This is a genomic window from Nocardia sp. NPDC004582 (genome assembly GCF_053602115.1).
The window spans coordinates 80,239-95,722 of record NZ_JBSGCY010000002.1 but is presented as its reverse complement, the minus strand read 5'-3'; the positions used below and the strand labels follow the sequence as shown (position 1 = coordinate 95,722).

Annotated in this window: 14 protein-coding genes; 11 read left to right on the top strand and 3 right to left on the bottom strand. The window is 69.0% G+C overall.

Annotated elements, in window-relative coordinates; genetic code table 11:
• Positions 1–25 precede the first annotated feature (25 nt).
• A complete protein-coding gene (locus ACWELJ_RS01175; RefSeq protein ID WP_452364158.1) occupies positions 26–1,690 on the bottom strand; it encodes an FAD-binding dehydrogenase in 1,665 nt (554 codons plus the stop codon).
• Between the two features lie 122 nt (positions 1,691–1,812).
• Between ACWELJ_RS01175 and ACWELJ_RS01170 the strand changes: the two genes are divergently transcribed.
• A complete protein-coding gene (locus ACWELJ_RS01170; RefSeq protein ID WP_452364157.1) occupies positions 1,813–3,048 on the top strand; it encodes a winged helix-turn-helix domain-containing protein in 1,236 nt (411 codons plus the stop codon).
• Between the two features lie 29 nt (positions 3,049–3,077).
• Here ACWELJ_RS01170 and ACWELJ_RS01165 read toward each other — a convergent pair whose 3' ends face one another.
• Together ACWELJ_RS01165 and ACWELJ_RS01160 are read right to left on the bottom strand one after the other, a co-directional pair.
• Positions 3,078–3,425 (bottom strand): hypothetical protein, encoded by a 348-nt coding sequence (locus ACWELJ_RS01165; protein WP_357083223.1) that lies wholly within the window; start codon positions 3,423–3,425, stop codon positions 3,078–3,080.
• Between the two features lie 118 nt (positions 3,426–3,543).
• Positions 3,544–3,756, bottom strand: coding sequence for a hypothetical protein (locus tag ACWELJ_RS01160; RefSeq protein WP_452364156.1), 213 nt, complete (start codon positions 3,754–3,756; stop codon positions 3,544–3,546).
• Positions 3,757–3,876: 120 nt separating this feature from the next.
• On the opposite strand from ACWELJ_RS01160, the gene uvrC reads away from it, so the two are divergent.
• From uvrC to kstD, 10 genes are all read left to right on the top strand, one after another.
• A complete protein-coding gene (gene uvrC / locus ACWELJ_RS01155) occupies positions 3,877–5,874 on the top strand; it encodes an excinuclease ABC subunit UvrC (RefSeq protein ID WP_452364155.1) in 1,998 nt (665 codons plus the stop codon).
• 199 nt (positions 5,875–6,073) lie between these two features.
• Positions 6,074–7,081, top strand: a complete 1,008-nt coding sequence (gene rapZ / locus ACWELJ_RS01150; protein WP_452364154.1) for an RNase adapter RapZ — start codon at positions 6,074–6,076, stop codon at positions 7,079–7,081.
• Positions 7,078–8,136, top strand: a complete 1,059-nt coding sequence (locus tag ACWELJ_RS01145; protein WP_452364153.1) for a gluconeogenesis factor YvcK family protein — start codon at positions 7,078–7,080, stop codon at positions 8,134–8,136. Before rapZ ends, ACWELJ_RS01145 begins: the two co-directional genes overlap by 4 nt.
• Positions 8,127–9,110: a DNA-binding protein WhiA gene (gene whiA, locus ACWELJ_RS01140; protein ID WP_120736392.1), complete on the top strand. Its 984-nt coding sequence runs from the start codon at positions 8,127–8,129 to the stop codon at positions 9,108–9,110. The genes ACWELJ_RS01145 and whiA overlap by 10 nt, the downstream gene beginning before the upstream one ends.
• Before the next feature lie 214 nt (positions 9,111–9,324).
• Positions 9,325–10,344, top strand: a complete 1,020-nt coding sequence (gene gap, locus ACWELJ_RS01135) for a type I glyceraldehyde-3-phosphate dehydrogenase (RefSeq protein WP_357083207.1) — start codon at positions 9,325–9,327, stop codon at positions 10,342–10,344.
• A gap of 6 nt (positions 10,345–10,350) precedes the next feature.
• Positions 10,351–11,562 (top strand): phosphoglycerate kinase, encoded by a 1,212-nt coding sequence (locus ACWELJ_RS01130; RefSeq protein WP_452364152.1) that lies wholly within the window; start codon positions 10,351–10,353, stop codon positions 11,560–11,562.
• Between the two features lie 3 nt (positions 11,563–11,565).
• Positions 11,566–12,351: a triose-phosphate isomerase gene (tpiA, locus tag ACWELJ_RS01125; protein ID WP_452364151.1), complete on the top strand. Its 786-nt coding sequence runs from the start codon at positions 11,566–11,568 to the stop codon at positions 12,349–12,351.
• A 56-nt stretch (positions 12,352–12,407) separates the two neighbouring features.
• The gene (locus ACWELJ_RS01120; RefSeq protein ID WP_452364150.1) at positions 12,408–12,836 is read left to right on the top strand and encodes a nitroreductase/quinone reductase family protein; all 429 of its coding nucleotides are present in this window, start codon (positions 12,408–12,410) and stop codon (positions 12,834–12,836) included.
• 269 nt (positions 12,837–13,105) lie between these two features.
• Positions 13,106–13,693, top strand: coding sequence for a TetR/AcrR family transcriptional regulator (locus tag ACWELJ_RS01115; RefSeq protein WP_452364149.1), 588 nt, complete (start codon positions 13,106–13,108; stop codon positions 13,691–13,693).
• 55 nt (positions 13,694–13,748) lie between these two features.
• A complete protein-coding gene (gene kstD / locus ACWELJ_RS01110) occupies positions 13,749–15,428 on the top strand; it encodes a 3-oxosteroid 1-dehydrogenase (RefSeq protein WP_452364148.1) in 1,680 nt (559 codons plus the stop codon).
• The last annotated feature ends 56 nt before the right edge of the window (positions 15,429–15,484 follow it).

Below are 15,484 nucleotides of genomic sequence, written 5' to 3'. Positions count from 1 at the left end.
ATACGGTGGGCGGCAACCGGAGTCGTCACTGCAGGGTACGGCCCAGGGCTCGTCCCGCGGCCCGGCCGGAGAAGATGCACCCGCCCAGGAAGGTGCCTTCCAGCGCGTTGTAGCCGTGCACCCCGCCGCCGCCGAAACCGGCGACCTCGCCCGCGGCGTACAGCCCCGGGAACGGGGTGCCGTCGGCGCGGATGACCTGCGAGTCCAGATTGGTCTGCAGCCCGCCCAGGGTCTTGCGGGTCAGGATATTGAGCCGCACGCCGATCAGCGGGCCGTGCGCCGGATCGAGGATCTTGTGCGGCGTGGCCACCCGGCCCAGCTTGTCGCCCAGATACCGTCGCGCGTTGTTGACGGCCATGAGCTGGGCGTCCTTGCTGAACTTGTGCTCGACGTCGCGATCGCGCGCCACGATCTGGCGCTCGATGTCGGCCGCGTCCAGCTGCGGGCCGCGCGAGATCTTGTTCATCCCCGCGATGAGTTCGGGCAGGGTATCGGCGACCACGAAGTCGACGCCGTGCTGCTTGAACGCCTCCACCGGTCCCGGCGCGCCCTTGGCCACCCGGCTCTTGAGCGTGAGCTTGAGGTCCTTACCGGTGATATCGGGATTCTGCTCCGAGCCCGACAGCGCGAACTCCTTCTCGATGATCGACTGGGTCAGGATGAACCACGAGTAGTCGTAGCCGGTGGCCAGGATCTGCTTCATGGTGGCATTGGTGTCGAAACCCGGGAAAGCCGGTGCGGTCATGCGCTTTCCGTTGGCGTCGAACCACAGCGACGACGGCCCGGGAATGATGCGGATGGCGTGATCGGGCCACACCGGATCCCAGTTGTGGATGCCCTCGGTGTAGTGCCACATGCGATCCCGGTTCACGATCCGCCCGCCCGCGGCCTCGGTGATGCCGAGCATGCGGCCGTCGACGTAGGCCGGCACGCCCGCGATCATGTGCTCCGGGCACGGCCCGAGCCGCTCGGTGGGCCAATTGCGCCGCACCAGTTCGTGATTGTGGCCGATACCGCCGGAGGACACGATCACCGCGGCCGCGCGCAGTTCGAACTCGCCGGTCACGGTGCGTGAGGACGCGACGCCGCGGTCCTCGGTGGAGTCCTCCAGCACGCTGCCGCGCACGCCGGTGACGGCGTCGTCCGCCACGATCAGCTCGTCCACGCGATGCCGGAACGCGAACCCGACCTGCCCGCGCCGCTCCGCCGCGAGCACCGGTTCGAGGAACACCCGCACCACCTCGGGCCCGGTGCCCCAGGTGAGGTGGAACCGCGGCACCGAATTGCCGTGCCCGTCGGCCGATTCGCCGCCGCGCTCGGCCCAGCCCACCAGCGGCGTCACCCGCAGCCCGAGGTCGTGCAGGTACTGCCGCTTCTCGGTGGCCGCGAACTCCACGTAGGCGCGCGCCCACTGCCGCGCCCAGTGGTCCTCGTCCTCGCGGTCGAAGCCCGCCGAGCCCAGCCAGTCCTGCAGGGCCAGCTCGAGGCTGTCCTTGACGCCGAGCCGCCGCTGCTCGGGGCTGTCCACGAAGAACAGCCCGCCCAGCGACCAGAACGCCTGCCCGCCCAGGTTGGCGCGATTCTCCTGATCCAGAATCAGGACCCGCTTACCCGCCTTGACCAGTTCGTGTGTGGCGACGAGACCGGCCAGACCGGCCCCGACCACGATGACATCCGGGTTCTCGATCATGCCCATTTCCTTGGTGTCGAAGTTCGATACACGAATGTATCCAACGAGGTCGCCGCTGTACAGGTGCTCGATACAGTCGTGTATCGGGCAGGTTTGTCGGTGGGTCGTGGCATGGTTCGAGTGTGCCGACTTCGCCGACCGGATCCCTGTCACTCGCGGCGGCGCGCCGCATCGCCCTCGCGGCCCAGGGGTTCGGGCCCGCCCGGCCGAGCGCGCCACCCACCCGGCGCACGGTCATGAAGGTCCTCGACAGCACCCGGCTGCTGCAGCTGGATTCGGTGTCGGCGGTGGTGCGGGCGCACTACGCGCCTGTGTTCAGCCGCATCGGCGCCTACGACCGGACCCTGCTCGACGAGGCCGCGTGGGGCCACAGCGCCCGCAAGCCACGGCAGCTGATCGAATACTGGGCGCACGAGGCGGCGCTGATCCCCGTGCGGGACTGGCCGCTGATGCGCTGGCGCATGGTGCAGTACCGGCACGGCCGCTGGAACGGGATGCGGCACGTGCTGGAACGCAATCCGGGCCTGGCCGACGATGTGCTGGCCGTGGTCAAGGAGTACGGCGCGAGCACCGCGGGGGAGGTCGAACGGCACCTGGAGCTGGATCGGCCACGGGCCAAGGACAATTGGGGCTGGAACTACAGCGACACCAAGGTGGTGTGCGAGGCGTTGTTCGCGGCGGGGGAGCTGACCGTGCCCCGCCGGGTCGGCTTCCAGCGCCACTACGACCTCGCCGCGAACGTCCTACCCGCCGAGGTGGTTTCCCGCGAACCGGATGAGGCGGACGCGATCCGCGAGCTGGTGCGGCGCGCGGCCCGGGCGCACGGCGTGGGCACCGAGACCGATCTGCGCGACTACTACCGGCTGACCCGCCGCCAGACCGAGCCCGCCATCGCCGATCTGCTCGACAGCGGGGAATTGACGCAGGTCACCGTGCAGGGCTGGGATAGACCCGCGTACCTGCACACCGAGGCCCGCACGCCCCGCCGCGTCTCCGGCGCGGCCCTGCTGTGCCCCTTCGATCCGCTGATCTTCTTCCGCGATCGCACCGAGCGGCTGTTCGACTTCCATTACCGCATCGAGATCTACACGCCGGAACACAAACGCGTGCACGGCTATTACGTCTTCCCGTTCCTGCTCGACGGCGAACTGGTCGCGCGGGTGGACCTGCGCGCCGAGCGCGCGAGCGGGCGGCTGCTGGTGCCGGGCGCGTTCGCCGAGCCGGGACGCGACCACGCCCGGATCGCCGGGGCACTGGCCCCCGCGCTGCGGGAGATGGCCGACTGGCTGGAACTCGACACCGTGGAAGTGGGCGAAAAGGGCGATCTCGCACCGGCTTTGCGGCGCGAGATCGCGTAGTTCTCCGGGAACGCCGGATCACCGATGGTTCAGAACGGGCCGTCGGTCCAGGCGTTGAGTACGATGCCGTTCTTGCCCTCACCCTTGCATTCGATGGTCATGGGAATGAGCGGGCGCGGCGAGTCGCCCACGATGTAGGTGGGGGACTGGTAGCCGTTGCCGACCTGCCGTGCGCCCAGGCACTGCACCACCGCGGCGTACCAGGTGTCCGCGGGGCAGGTGAAGGTGGCGGTGTCGAGCGTCCGGTCGATACGGCAGGGCGAATCGGCGTGGGCGGCCGGAGCCGACACCGCGATCAGGCCCGCCGCGCCGATGCCGAGTGCGGAACCGATCGCGAGCGACCGGCGGCGCGGGTGGAGATGGTGATGGTTCGTCATCGAACAAGCTCCCTCGTATACGGACAGATCAAGCGAAACAGTTCGTCCATACTGACCCGCGAGACCCTCCGCACCGCTGAAACTCGCGGAGATCGGTGTTCCGGCGTGGCGCGCGGCGTCAGGCGGCCTGCCGGTCGACCGGGGAATTCAGCACGGCCCCACCACAGAACAGGGCGGGCGAGCGGTACCCGGTGAGCACCCCGGACACGAGGATCGACGCGTCGCCGGACTCGGCCGTGGCGGGCACGGACACCGCCACCAGGGCGGCCGCGGCCAGGCAGACCGCGTCCACGACGGCGAGCGAGCGGCGGCGAGTGCGCAGACGGATCATGTGGGGTTCCCTCTCCTGATGAACGATCTTGTCGATACTTCGTCGCCGAGAGCGCCGTGGATGGGGTGTCGGAGGCTGTACCCGGGATCGGGTGTCGGAGTCACTGACTAACCTGGAGCCGTGGCAGATCCCGCGACCTACCGGCCCGCCCCGGGCACCATCCCCGTCGAACCGGGCGTCTACAAGTTCCGGGACAAGTTCGGGCAGGTCATCTATGTCGGCAAGGCGAAAAGCCTGCGCCAGCGGCTGAACTCGTACTTCGCCGATGTGGCCGGGCTGCATCCGCGCACCCGCCAGATGGTGACCACCGCCGCCGGCGTCGAGTGGACCGTGGTGTCCACCGAGGTGGAAGCGCTGCAGCTGGAATACAACTGGATCAAGGAATTCGATCCGCGCTTCAATGTCCGCTACCGCGACGACAAGTCGTACCCGGTGCTGGCGGTCAGCCTCGACGAGGAGTATCCGCGCGTCTTCGTCTACCGCGGCGCGCGCAAGAAGGGCGTCCGCTACTTCGGGCCGTACGCCCACGCCTGGGCCATCCGCGAGACCCTGGACCTGCTGCTGCGAGTGTTCCCGGTGCGCACCTGCTCGGCCGGAGTCTTCAAGCGGCACAGCCAGATCGGGCGCCCGTGCCTGCTCGGCTACATCGACAAGTGCTCCGCGCCGTGCATCGGCCGGGTGAGCGCGGCCGAGCACCGCGACATCGTGGACGACTTCTGCGACTTCCTCTCCGGCAAGACCGACCGGCTGGTCAAGCAGCTGGAACGCCGCATGCACGAGGCCGCCGACGAACTCGACTTCGAGAACGCCGCCCGGCTGCGCGACGACGTGCAGGCGCTCAAGCGCGCCCTGGAGAAGCAGGCGGTGGTGCTGGGCACCGGCACCGACGCCGATGTCATCGACTTCGCCGTGGACGAGCTCGAGGCCGCGGTCCAGATCTTCCACGTCCGCGACGGGCGGGTGCGCGGTCAGCGCGGCTGGGTGGTCGACAAATCCGGCGACGCCATCGACGCCGCGGCCGCCGGGGGCGAGCTGCCCGCGCTGGTCGAGCAGTTCCTGACCCAGTTCTACGGCGAGCAGACCGCGGTCGCCGCGCAGAGCGGTGACGAGACGCCGGGCGCGGTGGTCCCGCGCGAGGTGCTGGTCCCGGCCCTGCCCGACGACCACGATCAGGTGCAGCAGTGGCTGTCGGGGCTGCGCGGGTCGGCGGTGCAGTTGCGGGTGCCCCAGCGCGGGGACAAGAAGGCGCTGGCCGAGACCGTGCAGCGCAATGCACAGGAGGCCCTCGCCCAGCACAAGCTCAAGCGGGCCGGGGACCTGACCGCGCGTTCGGCCGCGCTGCAGGAGCTCCAGGACGCCCTCGATCTGGACAGCGCGCCGCTGCGCATCGAGTGTGTGGACATCTCGCACGTACAAGGCACCGATGTGGTGGCCTCGCTGGTGGTGTTCGAGGACGGGCTGGCCCGCAAGTCCGAGTACCGGCACTACACGATCAAGGAAGCGGCCGGGGAGGGCCGCTCCGACGACGTGGGCAGCATCGCCGAGGTGACGCGGCGCCGCTTCGGCAAGCTGCGCCGCGAGCTCGACGCCGCCGAGGCCGCCGAGCTCGAATCCGATTCCGAGGCAACCGAACCCGGGCTGCCCGGGATCGACCCGAAGACCGGCAAGCCGCGCCGCTTCTCCTACCCGCCCAACCTGTACGTGGTGGACGGCGGCGCGCCGCAGGTGAACGCGGCCGCCGAGGTGCTCGACGAGCTGGGCATCACCGATGTCGCGGTGATCGGCCTGGCCAAGCGCCTGGAGGAGGTGTGGGTGCCCAACGAGCCCGACCCGGTGATCATGCCGCGCACCAGTGAGGCGCTCTACCTGCTGCAGCGGGTGCGCGACGAGGCGCACCGCTTCGCCATCACCTTCCACCGCTCCAAGCGGTCGCGGCGGATGACGGCGTCGGCGCTGGATTCGGTGCCGGGGCTGGGGTCGACCCGCAAGACCGCGCTGGTGACGCATTTCGGGTCGGTCGCCAAGCTCAAGGAGGCTACGGTGGAGCAGATCACCGCGGTCCCGGGCATCGGCGTGGCGACGGCCAGGGCAGTCCTGGACGCGTTGCGACAGCAGTAGCGGATCGGCGTTTCGCGGCGCGTCGGATGGGGACCCACCGGGTAGAGTGCGACACGCCGAACGGGAAATTTGCGACACGCCGTGTGTGCTGGTCGGGAGCGGAAATCACAGCTGTGTTGCGCTCCCGCCGCTCGCCTGCCGGGTTCGCGGGCGTCGGTGCAGGATGATCGAGGGAACTCCAGACACGAACCGGTAGGACATGACGCGCGTCGAAGACAGCACAGCTACTGCCGAGAACAGCACGGCAACCGAATCAGGCGAGTCCCAGCCCAGCCCCCGCAAGGGGCGGCCCGGTTCCGAACCCGCTCCGGTCGAGGTGGTCATCGTGACCGGCCTGTCCGGCGCCGGCCGCGGCACCGCCGGCAAGGTGCTCGAGGACCTCGGGTACTACGTCGCCGACAATCTGCCGCCGGAGTTGATCGGCCGCATGGTCGATCTGGGCCGCGCCGCCGAACCCCCGATCCGCAAGCTCGCGCTGGTCATGGACGTGCGCAACCGCTTCTTCACGGGGAATCTGTCCGCGGTGGTCGAGCAGTTGCGGTCCGCCGGCGTGCGCACCCGCATCCTGTTCCTCGAGGCCTCCGACGATGTGCTGATCCGGCGCTTCGGTTTCGCGCGCCGCCGCCACCCATTGCAGAGCGAGAGCGCCGACGGCACCCTGACCGCCGGCATCGCCGCCGAACGCCGGCGGCTGGACCCGGTGAAGACCGCCGCGGACGTCGTCATCGACACCACCGCGCTGTCGATCCATCAGTTGCACCGCAAGCTCGAGGAGGTCTACGGCGGCGACGCCGCCACCGTATTGCAGTTGACCGTGCAATCGTTCGGGTTCAAGTACGGAGTCCCGCTCGACGCCGACATGGTGTTCGATTTGCGTTTCCTGCCGAATCCACATTGGATTCCCGAACTCCGTGAGAAAACCGGGCAGGACGCCCCGGTCAGCGAGTATGTGTTGTCGCGCCCGGGCGCACAGGACTACCTGGGCACCGCGCGCCATCTCGTCGACCTGACGACCGAGGGCTACCGCCAAGAGGGGAAGCGATACATGACCGTGGCAGTGGGCTGCACCGGCGGTAAACACCGCAGTGTGGCGATAGCGGAGGCGCTGGGTGACGCGTTGGCGGGCCGTGCGGCGGAGAGCGATTCGGGTGCTGAGCATCCTCGGGACGTCGTGCGCGTGGTCCATCGAGATCTGGGGCGGGAATGAGTGAGAGCACTTCCGGCCGCACCGCCAATCCCGCCTTCGTGGCGCTCGGCGGTGGGCACGGGCTGTACGCGACGCTGACCGCCGTGCGGCGGCTCACCCGCAAGATCACCGCGGTGGTCACCGTCGCCGACGACGGCGGTTCCTCGGGGCGCCTACGCGCCGAGCTGGGCATGCTGCCGCCGGGCGATCTGCGAATGGCGTTGGTGGCCTTGGCCGAAGAGGCCGACGGGCACTGGGCGCGAACCTTGCAACACCGCTTCGGCGGCACCGGCGCGCTGGCCGGGCACTCGGTCGGCAATCTGATTCTGGCGGGCTTGACCGAGGAGCTGGGCGACCCCATCGCGGCCCTGGACGAGGCCGGAAAGATTCTGCGGGTCACCGGAAGAGTGCTACCCATGTCGCCGATCGCGCTGACCATCGAGGCGGATGTCTCTGGGCTGGAAGGCGATCCGCGGGTGAGTCGCTGCATCCGCGGTCAGGTGGCGGTGGCGACCACGCCGGGCAAGGTGCGCCGGGTGCGGCTGATCCCCTCCGATCCGCCCGCCTGCCCCGAGGCGACCTCGGCGATCGAGCACGCCGACGTGGTGGTGCTGGGCCCCGGAAGCTGGTTCACGAGCGTCATTCCGCACGTGCTGGTGCCGGATTTGCACGAAGCGTTGCTGCATACGCGGGCGCGGAAAGTGCTGGTGCTCAACCTCGCTGCCGAACCGGGCGAAACGGCCGGATTCTCCGCGGAACGGCACCTGCATGTATTGTCCCAGCACGCACCGGATTTCACAGTCGACCATGTTCTGGTGGACTCCGGTTCCGTACCCGAGGGTAGGGAACGCGAACATCTGGCAAGAGCTGCCGAACAGCTGCGTGCGCGAGTAACCTTCGCTGATGTCGCCGAGGCGGGGACGGACCGGCACCACCCCGGAAAGCTTGCCGCCGCACTGGATCAGGTGATCCGGCAACCTCGGCCGGAATCAGCAGGGCTTCGAGTCGAAGGACGGCATATGGGCCAACGTGTGCGGTCCGGGTTGGGTGGAAAGGAGCGCGTCTCGTGGCGATGACAGCGGAAGTGAAGGACGAGCTGAGCCGGCTCTCTGTATCTCAGGTGAGCTCGCGCAAAGCGGAGTTGTCCGCGCTACTGCGGTTCGCCGGTGGATTGCACATCGTCGGCGGTCGGGTGATCGTCGAAGCCGAAGTGGACATGGGTTCCATTGCGCGTCGGCTGCGTCGAGAGATCTTCGAGCTGTACGGCTACGGCTCGGATGTGCATGTTCTCGGCGCCGGAGGGCTCCGGAAAACCTCCCGGTATGTAGTGCGAGTTTCCAAGGAAGGCGAGGCGCTGGCGCGCCAGACCGGTTTGCTCGACGTGCGCGGCCGGCCGGTCCGGGGCCTGCCCGCGCAGGTCGTGGGCGGCAGCATCGGCGACGCCGAAGCGGCCTGGCGCGGGGCGTTTCTCGCGCACGGCTCGCTCACCGAGCCGGGCCGGTCCTCGGCGCTCGAGGTGAGCTGCCCCGGGCCGGAGGCGGCGCTCGCGCTCGTCGGCGCGGCCCGGCGCATGGGCATCTCCGCCAAGGCGCGCGAGGTGCGCGGCACCGATCGCGTCGTGGTGCGCGACGGGGAGGCCATCGGCGCCCTGCTCACCCGCATGGGTGCGCAGGACACCCGGCTCACCTGGGAGGAGCGGCGCATGCGCCGCGAGGTCCGGGCGACCGCGAACCGGCTGGCCAACTTCGACGACGCGAACCTGCGTCGGTCGGCCCGCGCGGCGGTCGCGGCCGCGGCCCGGGTGGAGCGCGCGCTCGAGATCCTGAGCGACGATGTGCCCGACCATCTGGCGGCCGCCGGCAAGCTGCGCGTGCTGCACCGCCAGGCCTCCCTGGAGGAGCTGGGCCAGCTGGCCGATCCGCCCATGACGAAAGACGCTGTGGCGGGCCGGATCCGGCGGCTGCTCTCGATGGCGGACCGGCGCGCCAAGGAACTCGGCGTGCCCGACACCGAAAGCGCGGTCACCGCAGAGCTGCTCGAAGAGGCCTGAAACGGCCGCGGCGCCGCTTACACTGAGCGGAACCGCACGGTGATTCCGTCCGGAAGCGTCGCAACCCCAATGGTTGCGGCGCTTCCGGTCGTCTGTGGCGAAAATGATCGTTTTCGTATGTTCACCGTGGCGGGGGTGTGTCCGTGATGTTTCTGTTACAGGGCTAGGGTTAGCACCGCAACGGAAACGATCCGCAAAGCTGAGGAGCGAAAACGTGACTGTCCGGGTAGGTATCAACGGCTTCGGCCGTATCGGGCGCAACTTCTTCCGAGCCGTCGAGGCGCAGAAGGCCCTCGGCACCACCGACATCGAGATCGTGGCGGTCAACGACCTGACCGACAACAAGTCGCTGGCGACCCTGCTGAAGTACGACTCGATCCTGGGCCGCCTGCCGCAGGACGTTTCCCTGGACGGCGACGAGACCATCGTCGTGGGCGACCAGCGCATCACCGCGCTGGCCATCAAGGAGGGCCCCGCCGCCCTGCCGTGGGGTGACCTGGGTGTCGACGTGGTCGTCGAGTCGACCGGTATCTTCACCGACGCCACCAAGGCGAAGGGCCACCTGGCCGCCGGCGCCAAGAAGGTCATCATCTCCGCGCCCGCCAAGGGCGAGGACATCACCATCGTGATGGGCGTCAACGACGACAAGTACGACGGTTCGCAGAACATCATCTCGAACGCGTCCTGCACCACCAACTGCCTGGGCCCGATCGCCAAGGTGCTCAACGACTCCTTCGGCATCGAGCGTGGTCTGATGACCACCGTGCACGCCTACACCCAGGACCAGAACCTGCAGGACGGCCCGCACTCGGATCTGCGTCGCGCCCGCGCCGCCGCGCTGAACATCGTGCCCACCGGCACCGGCGCCGCCAAGGCCATCGGCCTGGTGCTGCCCGAACTGCTCGGCAAGCTGAACGGTTACGCGCTGCGCGTGCCGGTCCCGACCGGTTCGCTCACCGACCTGACCGTCGACCTGGCGCGCGCCGCCTCGGTCGAGGAGATCAACGCCGCCATGAAGGCCGCCGCGGACGGCCCGATGAAGGGCATCCTGAAGTACAACGTCGACCCGATCGTCTCCTCCGACATCGTGACCGACCCGCACTCCTCCATCTACGACGCGCCGCTGACCCAGGTCATCGACAACCAGGTCAAGGTCGCCTCGTGGTACGACAACGAGTGGGGCTACTCCAACCGTCTCGCCGACCTGGTCGGCCTCGTCGGCAAGTCCCTGTAAGCGCCGATGACGATCAAGACTCTCCAGGATCTGCTGAACGAGGGCGTCGAGGGCCGCGGCGTGCTGGTGCGCTCGGACCTGAACGTGCCGCTCGACAATGGCGTCATCACCGACCCGGGCCGCATCATCGCGTCCGCGCCGACCATCAAGGCGCTGGCCGAGGCCGGCGCCAAGGTCGTGGTGACCGCGCATCTGGGCCGCCCCAAGGGCGAGCCGGACCCGAAGTTCTCCCTCGCCCCGGTCGCCGCGCGACTGGCCGAGGAGCTGGGCCGCAATGTCCAGCTGGCCGGTGACGTGGTGGGCCAGGACGCGCTCGCCCGTTCCGAGGGCCTCACCGACGGTGATGTCATGCTGCTCGAGAACATCCGCTTCGACGCGCGTGAGACCAGCAAGGACGATGCCGAGCGCACCAAGCTCGCCAACGCCCTGGTCGAACTGGTCGGCGACGACGGTGCTTTCGTGTCCGACGGTTTCGGTGTGGTGCACCGCAAGCAGGCGTCGGTCTACGACGTGGCCAAGCTGCTCCCGCACTACGCGGGCACGCTGGTCGCGGCCGAGACCGAGGTGCTGAAGAAGCTCACCGAGGACCCGGCCCGCCCGTACGCGGTGGTGCTCGGCGGTTCCAAGGTCTCCGACAAGCTGGCGGTCATCGAGGCGCTCGCGCCGAAGGTCGACACGCTGGTCATCGGCGGCGGCATGTGCTTCACCTTCCTTGCCGCCCAGGGCCTTTCGGTGGGCACCTCGCTGCTGCAGGAAGAGATGATCGACACCTGCAAGGACCTGCTCGACAAGTACGCCGACGTCATCCACCTGCCGGTGGACATCGTGGTGGCCGACAAGTTCGCCGCGGACGCGGAGTCGAAGACGGTGCCCGCCAACGAGATTCCGGACGGCTGGATGGGTCTGGACATCGGCCCCGACTCGGCCGCTCGCTTCGGCGCGCTGCTGACCGAGGCCAAGACGGTGTTCTGGAACGGCCCGATGGGCGTGTTCGAGTTCGAGAAGTTCTCGGCCGGTACCCGCGGTGTCGCCGAGGCGATCGCCACGGCCACCTCGAAGGGTGCGTTCACCGTCGTCGGTGGCGGTGACTCGGCCGCGGCCGTGCGCACCCTGGGTCTGCCCGACGACGGTTTCTCGCACATCTCCACCGGTGGCGGCGCGTCGCTGGAATACCTGGAGGGCAAGGAACTCCCCGGTCTCGCGGTTCTGGAGGACTGAGCCATGGCACGTAAGCCTTTGATCGCCGGCAACTGGAAGATGAACCTCAACCACCTCGAGGCCATCGCTCTGGTGCAGAAGATCGCGTTCGCGTTGCCGGAGAAGTATTTCGACAAGGTCGACGTCACGGTGGTTCCGCCGTTCGTGGACCTGCGCAGCGTGCAGACGCTGGTCGAGGGTGACCGGCTACTGATCACCTACGGTGCCCAGGACGTCTCCACCCACGACGAGGGCGCCTACACCGGCGAGATCAGCGGGTCCATGCTCGCGAAGCTGGGTTGCAGCTTCGTCGTGGTGGGCCACTCGGAGCGGCGTCAGTACCACAACGAGGACGACGCCACCGTGCTGGCCAAGGCCAAGCAGGCGCTGAAGTACGGCATCACCCCGATCGTCTGCATCGGTGAGGGCCTGGGCGTCCGCGAGACCAAGACCCACGTGGAGTACAACCTCGAGCAGCTGCGCGGCTCGCTCAAGGGCCTGACGGCGGAGGAGATCTCCAAGATCGTCATCGCCTACGAGCCGGTCTGGGCCATCGGCACCGGCAAGGTCGCCACCCCGGCCGATGCGCAGGAAGTCTGCGGCGCCATCCGCAAGGAGCTCGCCGAACTGGCGAATCCCGAAGTGGCCGCGGGCGTCCGCGTCCTCTACGGCGGCTCGGTCAACGCCAAGAACGTCGGCGAGCTGGTCGGCCAGACCGACATCGACGGCGCCCTGGTGGGCGGCGCGTCGCTGAAGGGTGACGAGTTCGCCACCCTCTCGGCCATCGCCGCCGGCGGTCCGCTGCCGTAACGGTTTCCGTTGCACAGGGCCGGGCATCCCACGGATGCCCGGCCCTTTTCGGCAGAATGACCGGTATGAGCGACTGGAATACGAACATCATCAACGAGTTCCGGGCCAACGAGGGCCGGGTGGGCGGGCCGTTCGAGGGCGCGCCGATGATCCTGCTGCACCACCGCGGCCGCAAGACGGGTCGTGACCTGGTCACTCCCACCATGTACCTGGCCGACGAGCAGGACCCGGCGGTCGTCTACGTCTTCGCCTCCAAGGCGGGCGCGCCGACCAACCCGGACTGGTACCACAACCTGGTTACCGCCGGGACGGCCGAGGCCGAGATCGGCACCGAGACCTTCCCGGTCGTTATCACCGAGGTGAAGGGCGCGGACCGCGACCGGATCTACGCCGAGCAGGCTCGGCGGTATCCGGGATTCGCGGAGTACGCGGAGAAAACGGCTGGTATCCGGACTATTCCGGTGCTCGCACTGCGTCGCGCATAGCAATTCGCGCATAACTAATGCACGCGGTGCCGTGCGGCGGGGTGAGCTTGGCGGTACAACGCTCCGAACCATCGAGCGTGCGGTGCTGGGGACATGAAATTGCGTGCAGCACTGGATCTTCAACTCTCACATGGGCGTGGCCGAAGTCCTTCCGGCCACGCCCATTCGCTTGTCCGAGGCGGTATCCGGGTCGAAGGTGACTGTGAATCCACTCTTGACAGTGACTGTCACAAAGGGAGATGCTGTCGGTGACGGAAGGAGGTCTGCGGATGTCACTACGGGAGCGGCAACGGCGGCAGATCCGGGCCGAGATTCAGCGGGCAGCGTTCGAGCTGTTCGCGACGCAGGGATTCGGGGAGGTGACCACCGAACAGATCGCGGCGGCGGCGGGGGTGTCGGCGAGTACGTATTTCCGGCACGTGCGCAGCAAGGAGGACCTGCTGCTGGATCCCGTGCGCGAAGGTGGCGCCGGAATCGTGGCGCTGCTGGAGGAGCGGGCTGCGGGGGAACCGGCGGATGTCGCGCTGGCGCAGGCGATTCTGACTCGATCGACGACCTTGGCCGCGCAGGATCTGGAGCAGTGGCGGGCGGCGTTCCAGACCGCGCCGCATCTGCTGGAACGGGTCGCGCTGATCACTCCCGAACATCGGACGCGACTGGTCGAGCTGGTCGCGGAGCGGATGGGGCGCGACGCGGGCCAGGACAGCACCCCGGGCCTGCTGGTGCATCTCATGCTGGCGGCGGCGGAGTTCGGATACCTGCAGTGGCTGCGGAATTCGGCGCATCCGGAGATGTCGCTGGCGGTGTGCGTCGAGGGTGCGCTCGACGCCGTGACCGGGGAGCGCTGGCGCGGCTGAGAAGCCTTGGCGGGTCAGTGAACAGCTTCGAACAGAACTATCAGGGTGAGGAACAATGCAGGACGACAAGGCGACCGGTCAGACCTTCGATGTGATCGTGGTGGGATCCGGTGCGGCGGGAATGGCGGCGGCGCTGACCGCCGCGAAGCACGGACTGTCGACGGTGATCGTCGAGAAGGCGGCGCACTGGGGCGGGTCGACGGCGAGATCCGGTGGCGGCGTGTGGATTCCGGGGAACGCGGCGCTGCGGCGGTCCGCTCCCGCCGATGACCTCGAGGCCGCACGGGTCTATCTGAAGGACATCATCGGCCCGGGTGTGCCGCCCGAACGCATCGACACCTTCCTCGATCGCGGGGCGGAGGCCTTCGACTTCCTCGCCGCGCATTCCCCGCTGCGCATGCGGTGGGTGCCCGGCTATTCCGATTACTACCCGGAGGCTCCCGGCGGTCGCTCGCACGGCCGCTCGGTCGAGCCCGCGCCCTACAACGCCACCGGGCTGGGCGCCGAATTGCGCACCCTGGAACCGGATTACGTGCGGGCCCCGAAGAATGTGGTGATCACCCAGGCCGAGTTCCGGCAGCTGCACCTGGGCCTGCGCAACCCGCGCAGCCCGCTGACCGGCGCTCGCGTCGCGGGCCGCTGGCTGGCGGCGACCGTGCTGCGCCGCCGTGTCCTCGCCCGCGGCCAGGCGCTGAGCGCCATGCTGCGCGCGGGCCTGCGGGAGGCGAATGTCCCGCTGTGGCTGGAGACCCCGTTGCTCGACCTGCGCACCGAGGACGGCCGGGTCACCGGAGCGGTGGTGCGCCGTGACGGTCAGGAGCTGGTGCTCACCGCCCGCCGCGGCGTGATCATCGCGGCCGGCGGGTTCGAGCACAACGAGGCCATGCGCAAGCGGTACCAGCGCGAACCCATCGGCACCGACTGGACCGTCGGTGCGAAGGCGAACACCGGCGACGGTATCCGCGCGGGCGAGAATGCCGGTGGCGCGGTCGAATTCATGGCAGACGCCTGGTGGGGACCGTCCATCCCGCTGCCCCGCCTGCCCTGGTTCTGCCTGGCCGAACGCAATCTGCCCGGCAGCATCGTGGTCAACGACCGCGGCGAGCGGTTCATGAACGAGTGCCTGCCGTATGTGGAGGCGACCCACGAGATGTACGGCGGCGAGTACGGCCAGGGTGCGGGTCCGGGTGAGAACCTGCCCGCCTGGCTGATCTTCGACCAGCGCTACCGCAACCGCTACCAGTTCGCGGGCGTCCCGCCCCGGCAGCCGCTGCCGGGCCGCTGGTTCAAGTCGGGCGCGCTGACCCGCGCCGACTCGCTCCCCGAACTCGCCGAGCAGATCGGCCTCCCGGTCGAGAACCTCCGCGCCACGGTGACCCGCTTCAATGAATTCGCCGCCGCCGGAACAGATCCCGACTTCGGTCGCGGCAACAGCGCCTACGACAACTACTACGGCGACCCGCGCAACCGCCCGAACCCGAACCTCGGCGCGCTCGAGACCGGTCCGTACTACGCCGCCAAGCTGGTCCCCGGTGACCTCGGGACCAAGGGCGGCCTGAGCGCCGACACCGACGGCCGCGTCCTCCGGGCGGACGGTTCGGTGATCGAGGGCCTGTACGCGGCGGGCAACGCGAGCGCCCCGGTCATGGGCCACACCTACGCCGGGCCCGGCGCGACCATCGGCCCCGCCATCGTCTACGGCTACCTCGCCGCCCTGCACGCCGCGGGTAAGTAGCCGTCGTCAGGCCGGCACCTCGCCGCCGTCGAGCGTGAGAACGGGCGGCGGTGGCG

Bases quoted from the DNA above. Each gene is read 5' to 3' on its own strand.
- kstD (WP_452364148.1), top strand. From the start codon at position 13,749: ATGCAGGACGACAAGGCGACCGGTCAGACCTTCGATGTGATCGTGGTG.
- ACWELJ_RS01160 (WP_452364156.1), bottom strand. From the start codon at position 3,756: ATGATCCGTCTGCGCACTCGCCGCCGCTCGCTCGCCGTCGTGGACGCG.
- ACWELJ_RS01145 (WP_452364153.1), top strand. From the start codon at position 7,078: ATGAGTGAGAGCACTTCCGGCCGCACCGCCAATCCCGCCTTCGTGGCG.
- ACWELJ_RS01165 (WP_357083223.1), bottom strand. From the start codon at position 3,425: ATGACGAACCATCACCATCTCCACCCGCGCCGCCGGTCGCTCGCGATC.
- ACWELJ_RS01120 (WP_452364150.1), top strand. From the start codon at position 12,408: ATGACCGGTATGAGCGACTGGAATACGAACATCATCAACGAGTTCCGG.
- rapZ (WP_452364154.1), top strand. From the start codon at position 6,074: ATGACGCGCGTCGAAGACAGCACAGCTACTGCCGAGAACAGCACGGCA.
- ACWELJ_RS01130 (WP_452364152.1), top strand. From the start codon at position 10,351: ATGACGATCAAGACTCTCCAGGATCTGCTGAACGAGGGCGTCGAGGGC.
- ACWELJ_RS01115 (WP_452364149.1), top strand. From the start codon at position 13,106: ATGTCACTACGGGAGCGGCAACGGCGGCAGATCCGGGCCGAGATTCAG.
- ACWELJ_RS01175 (WP_452364158.1), bottom strand. From the start codon at position 1,690: ATGATCGAGAACCCGGATGTCATCGTGGTCGGGGCCGGTCTGGCCGGT.
- tpiA (WP_452364151.1), top strand. From the start codon at position 11,566: ATGGCACGTAAGCCTTTGATCGCCGGCAACTGGAAGATGAACCTCAAC.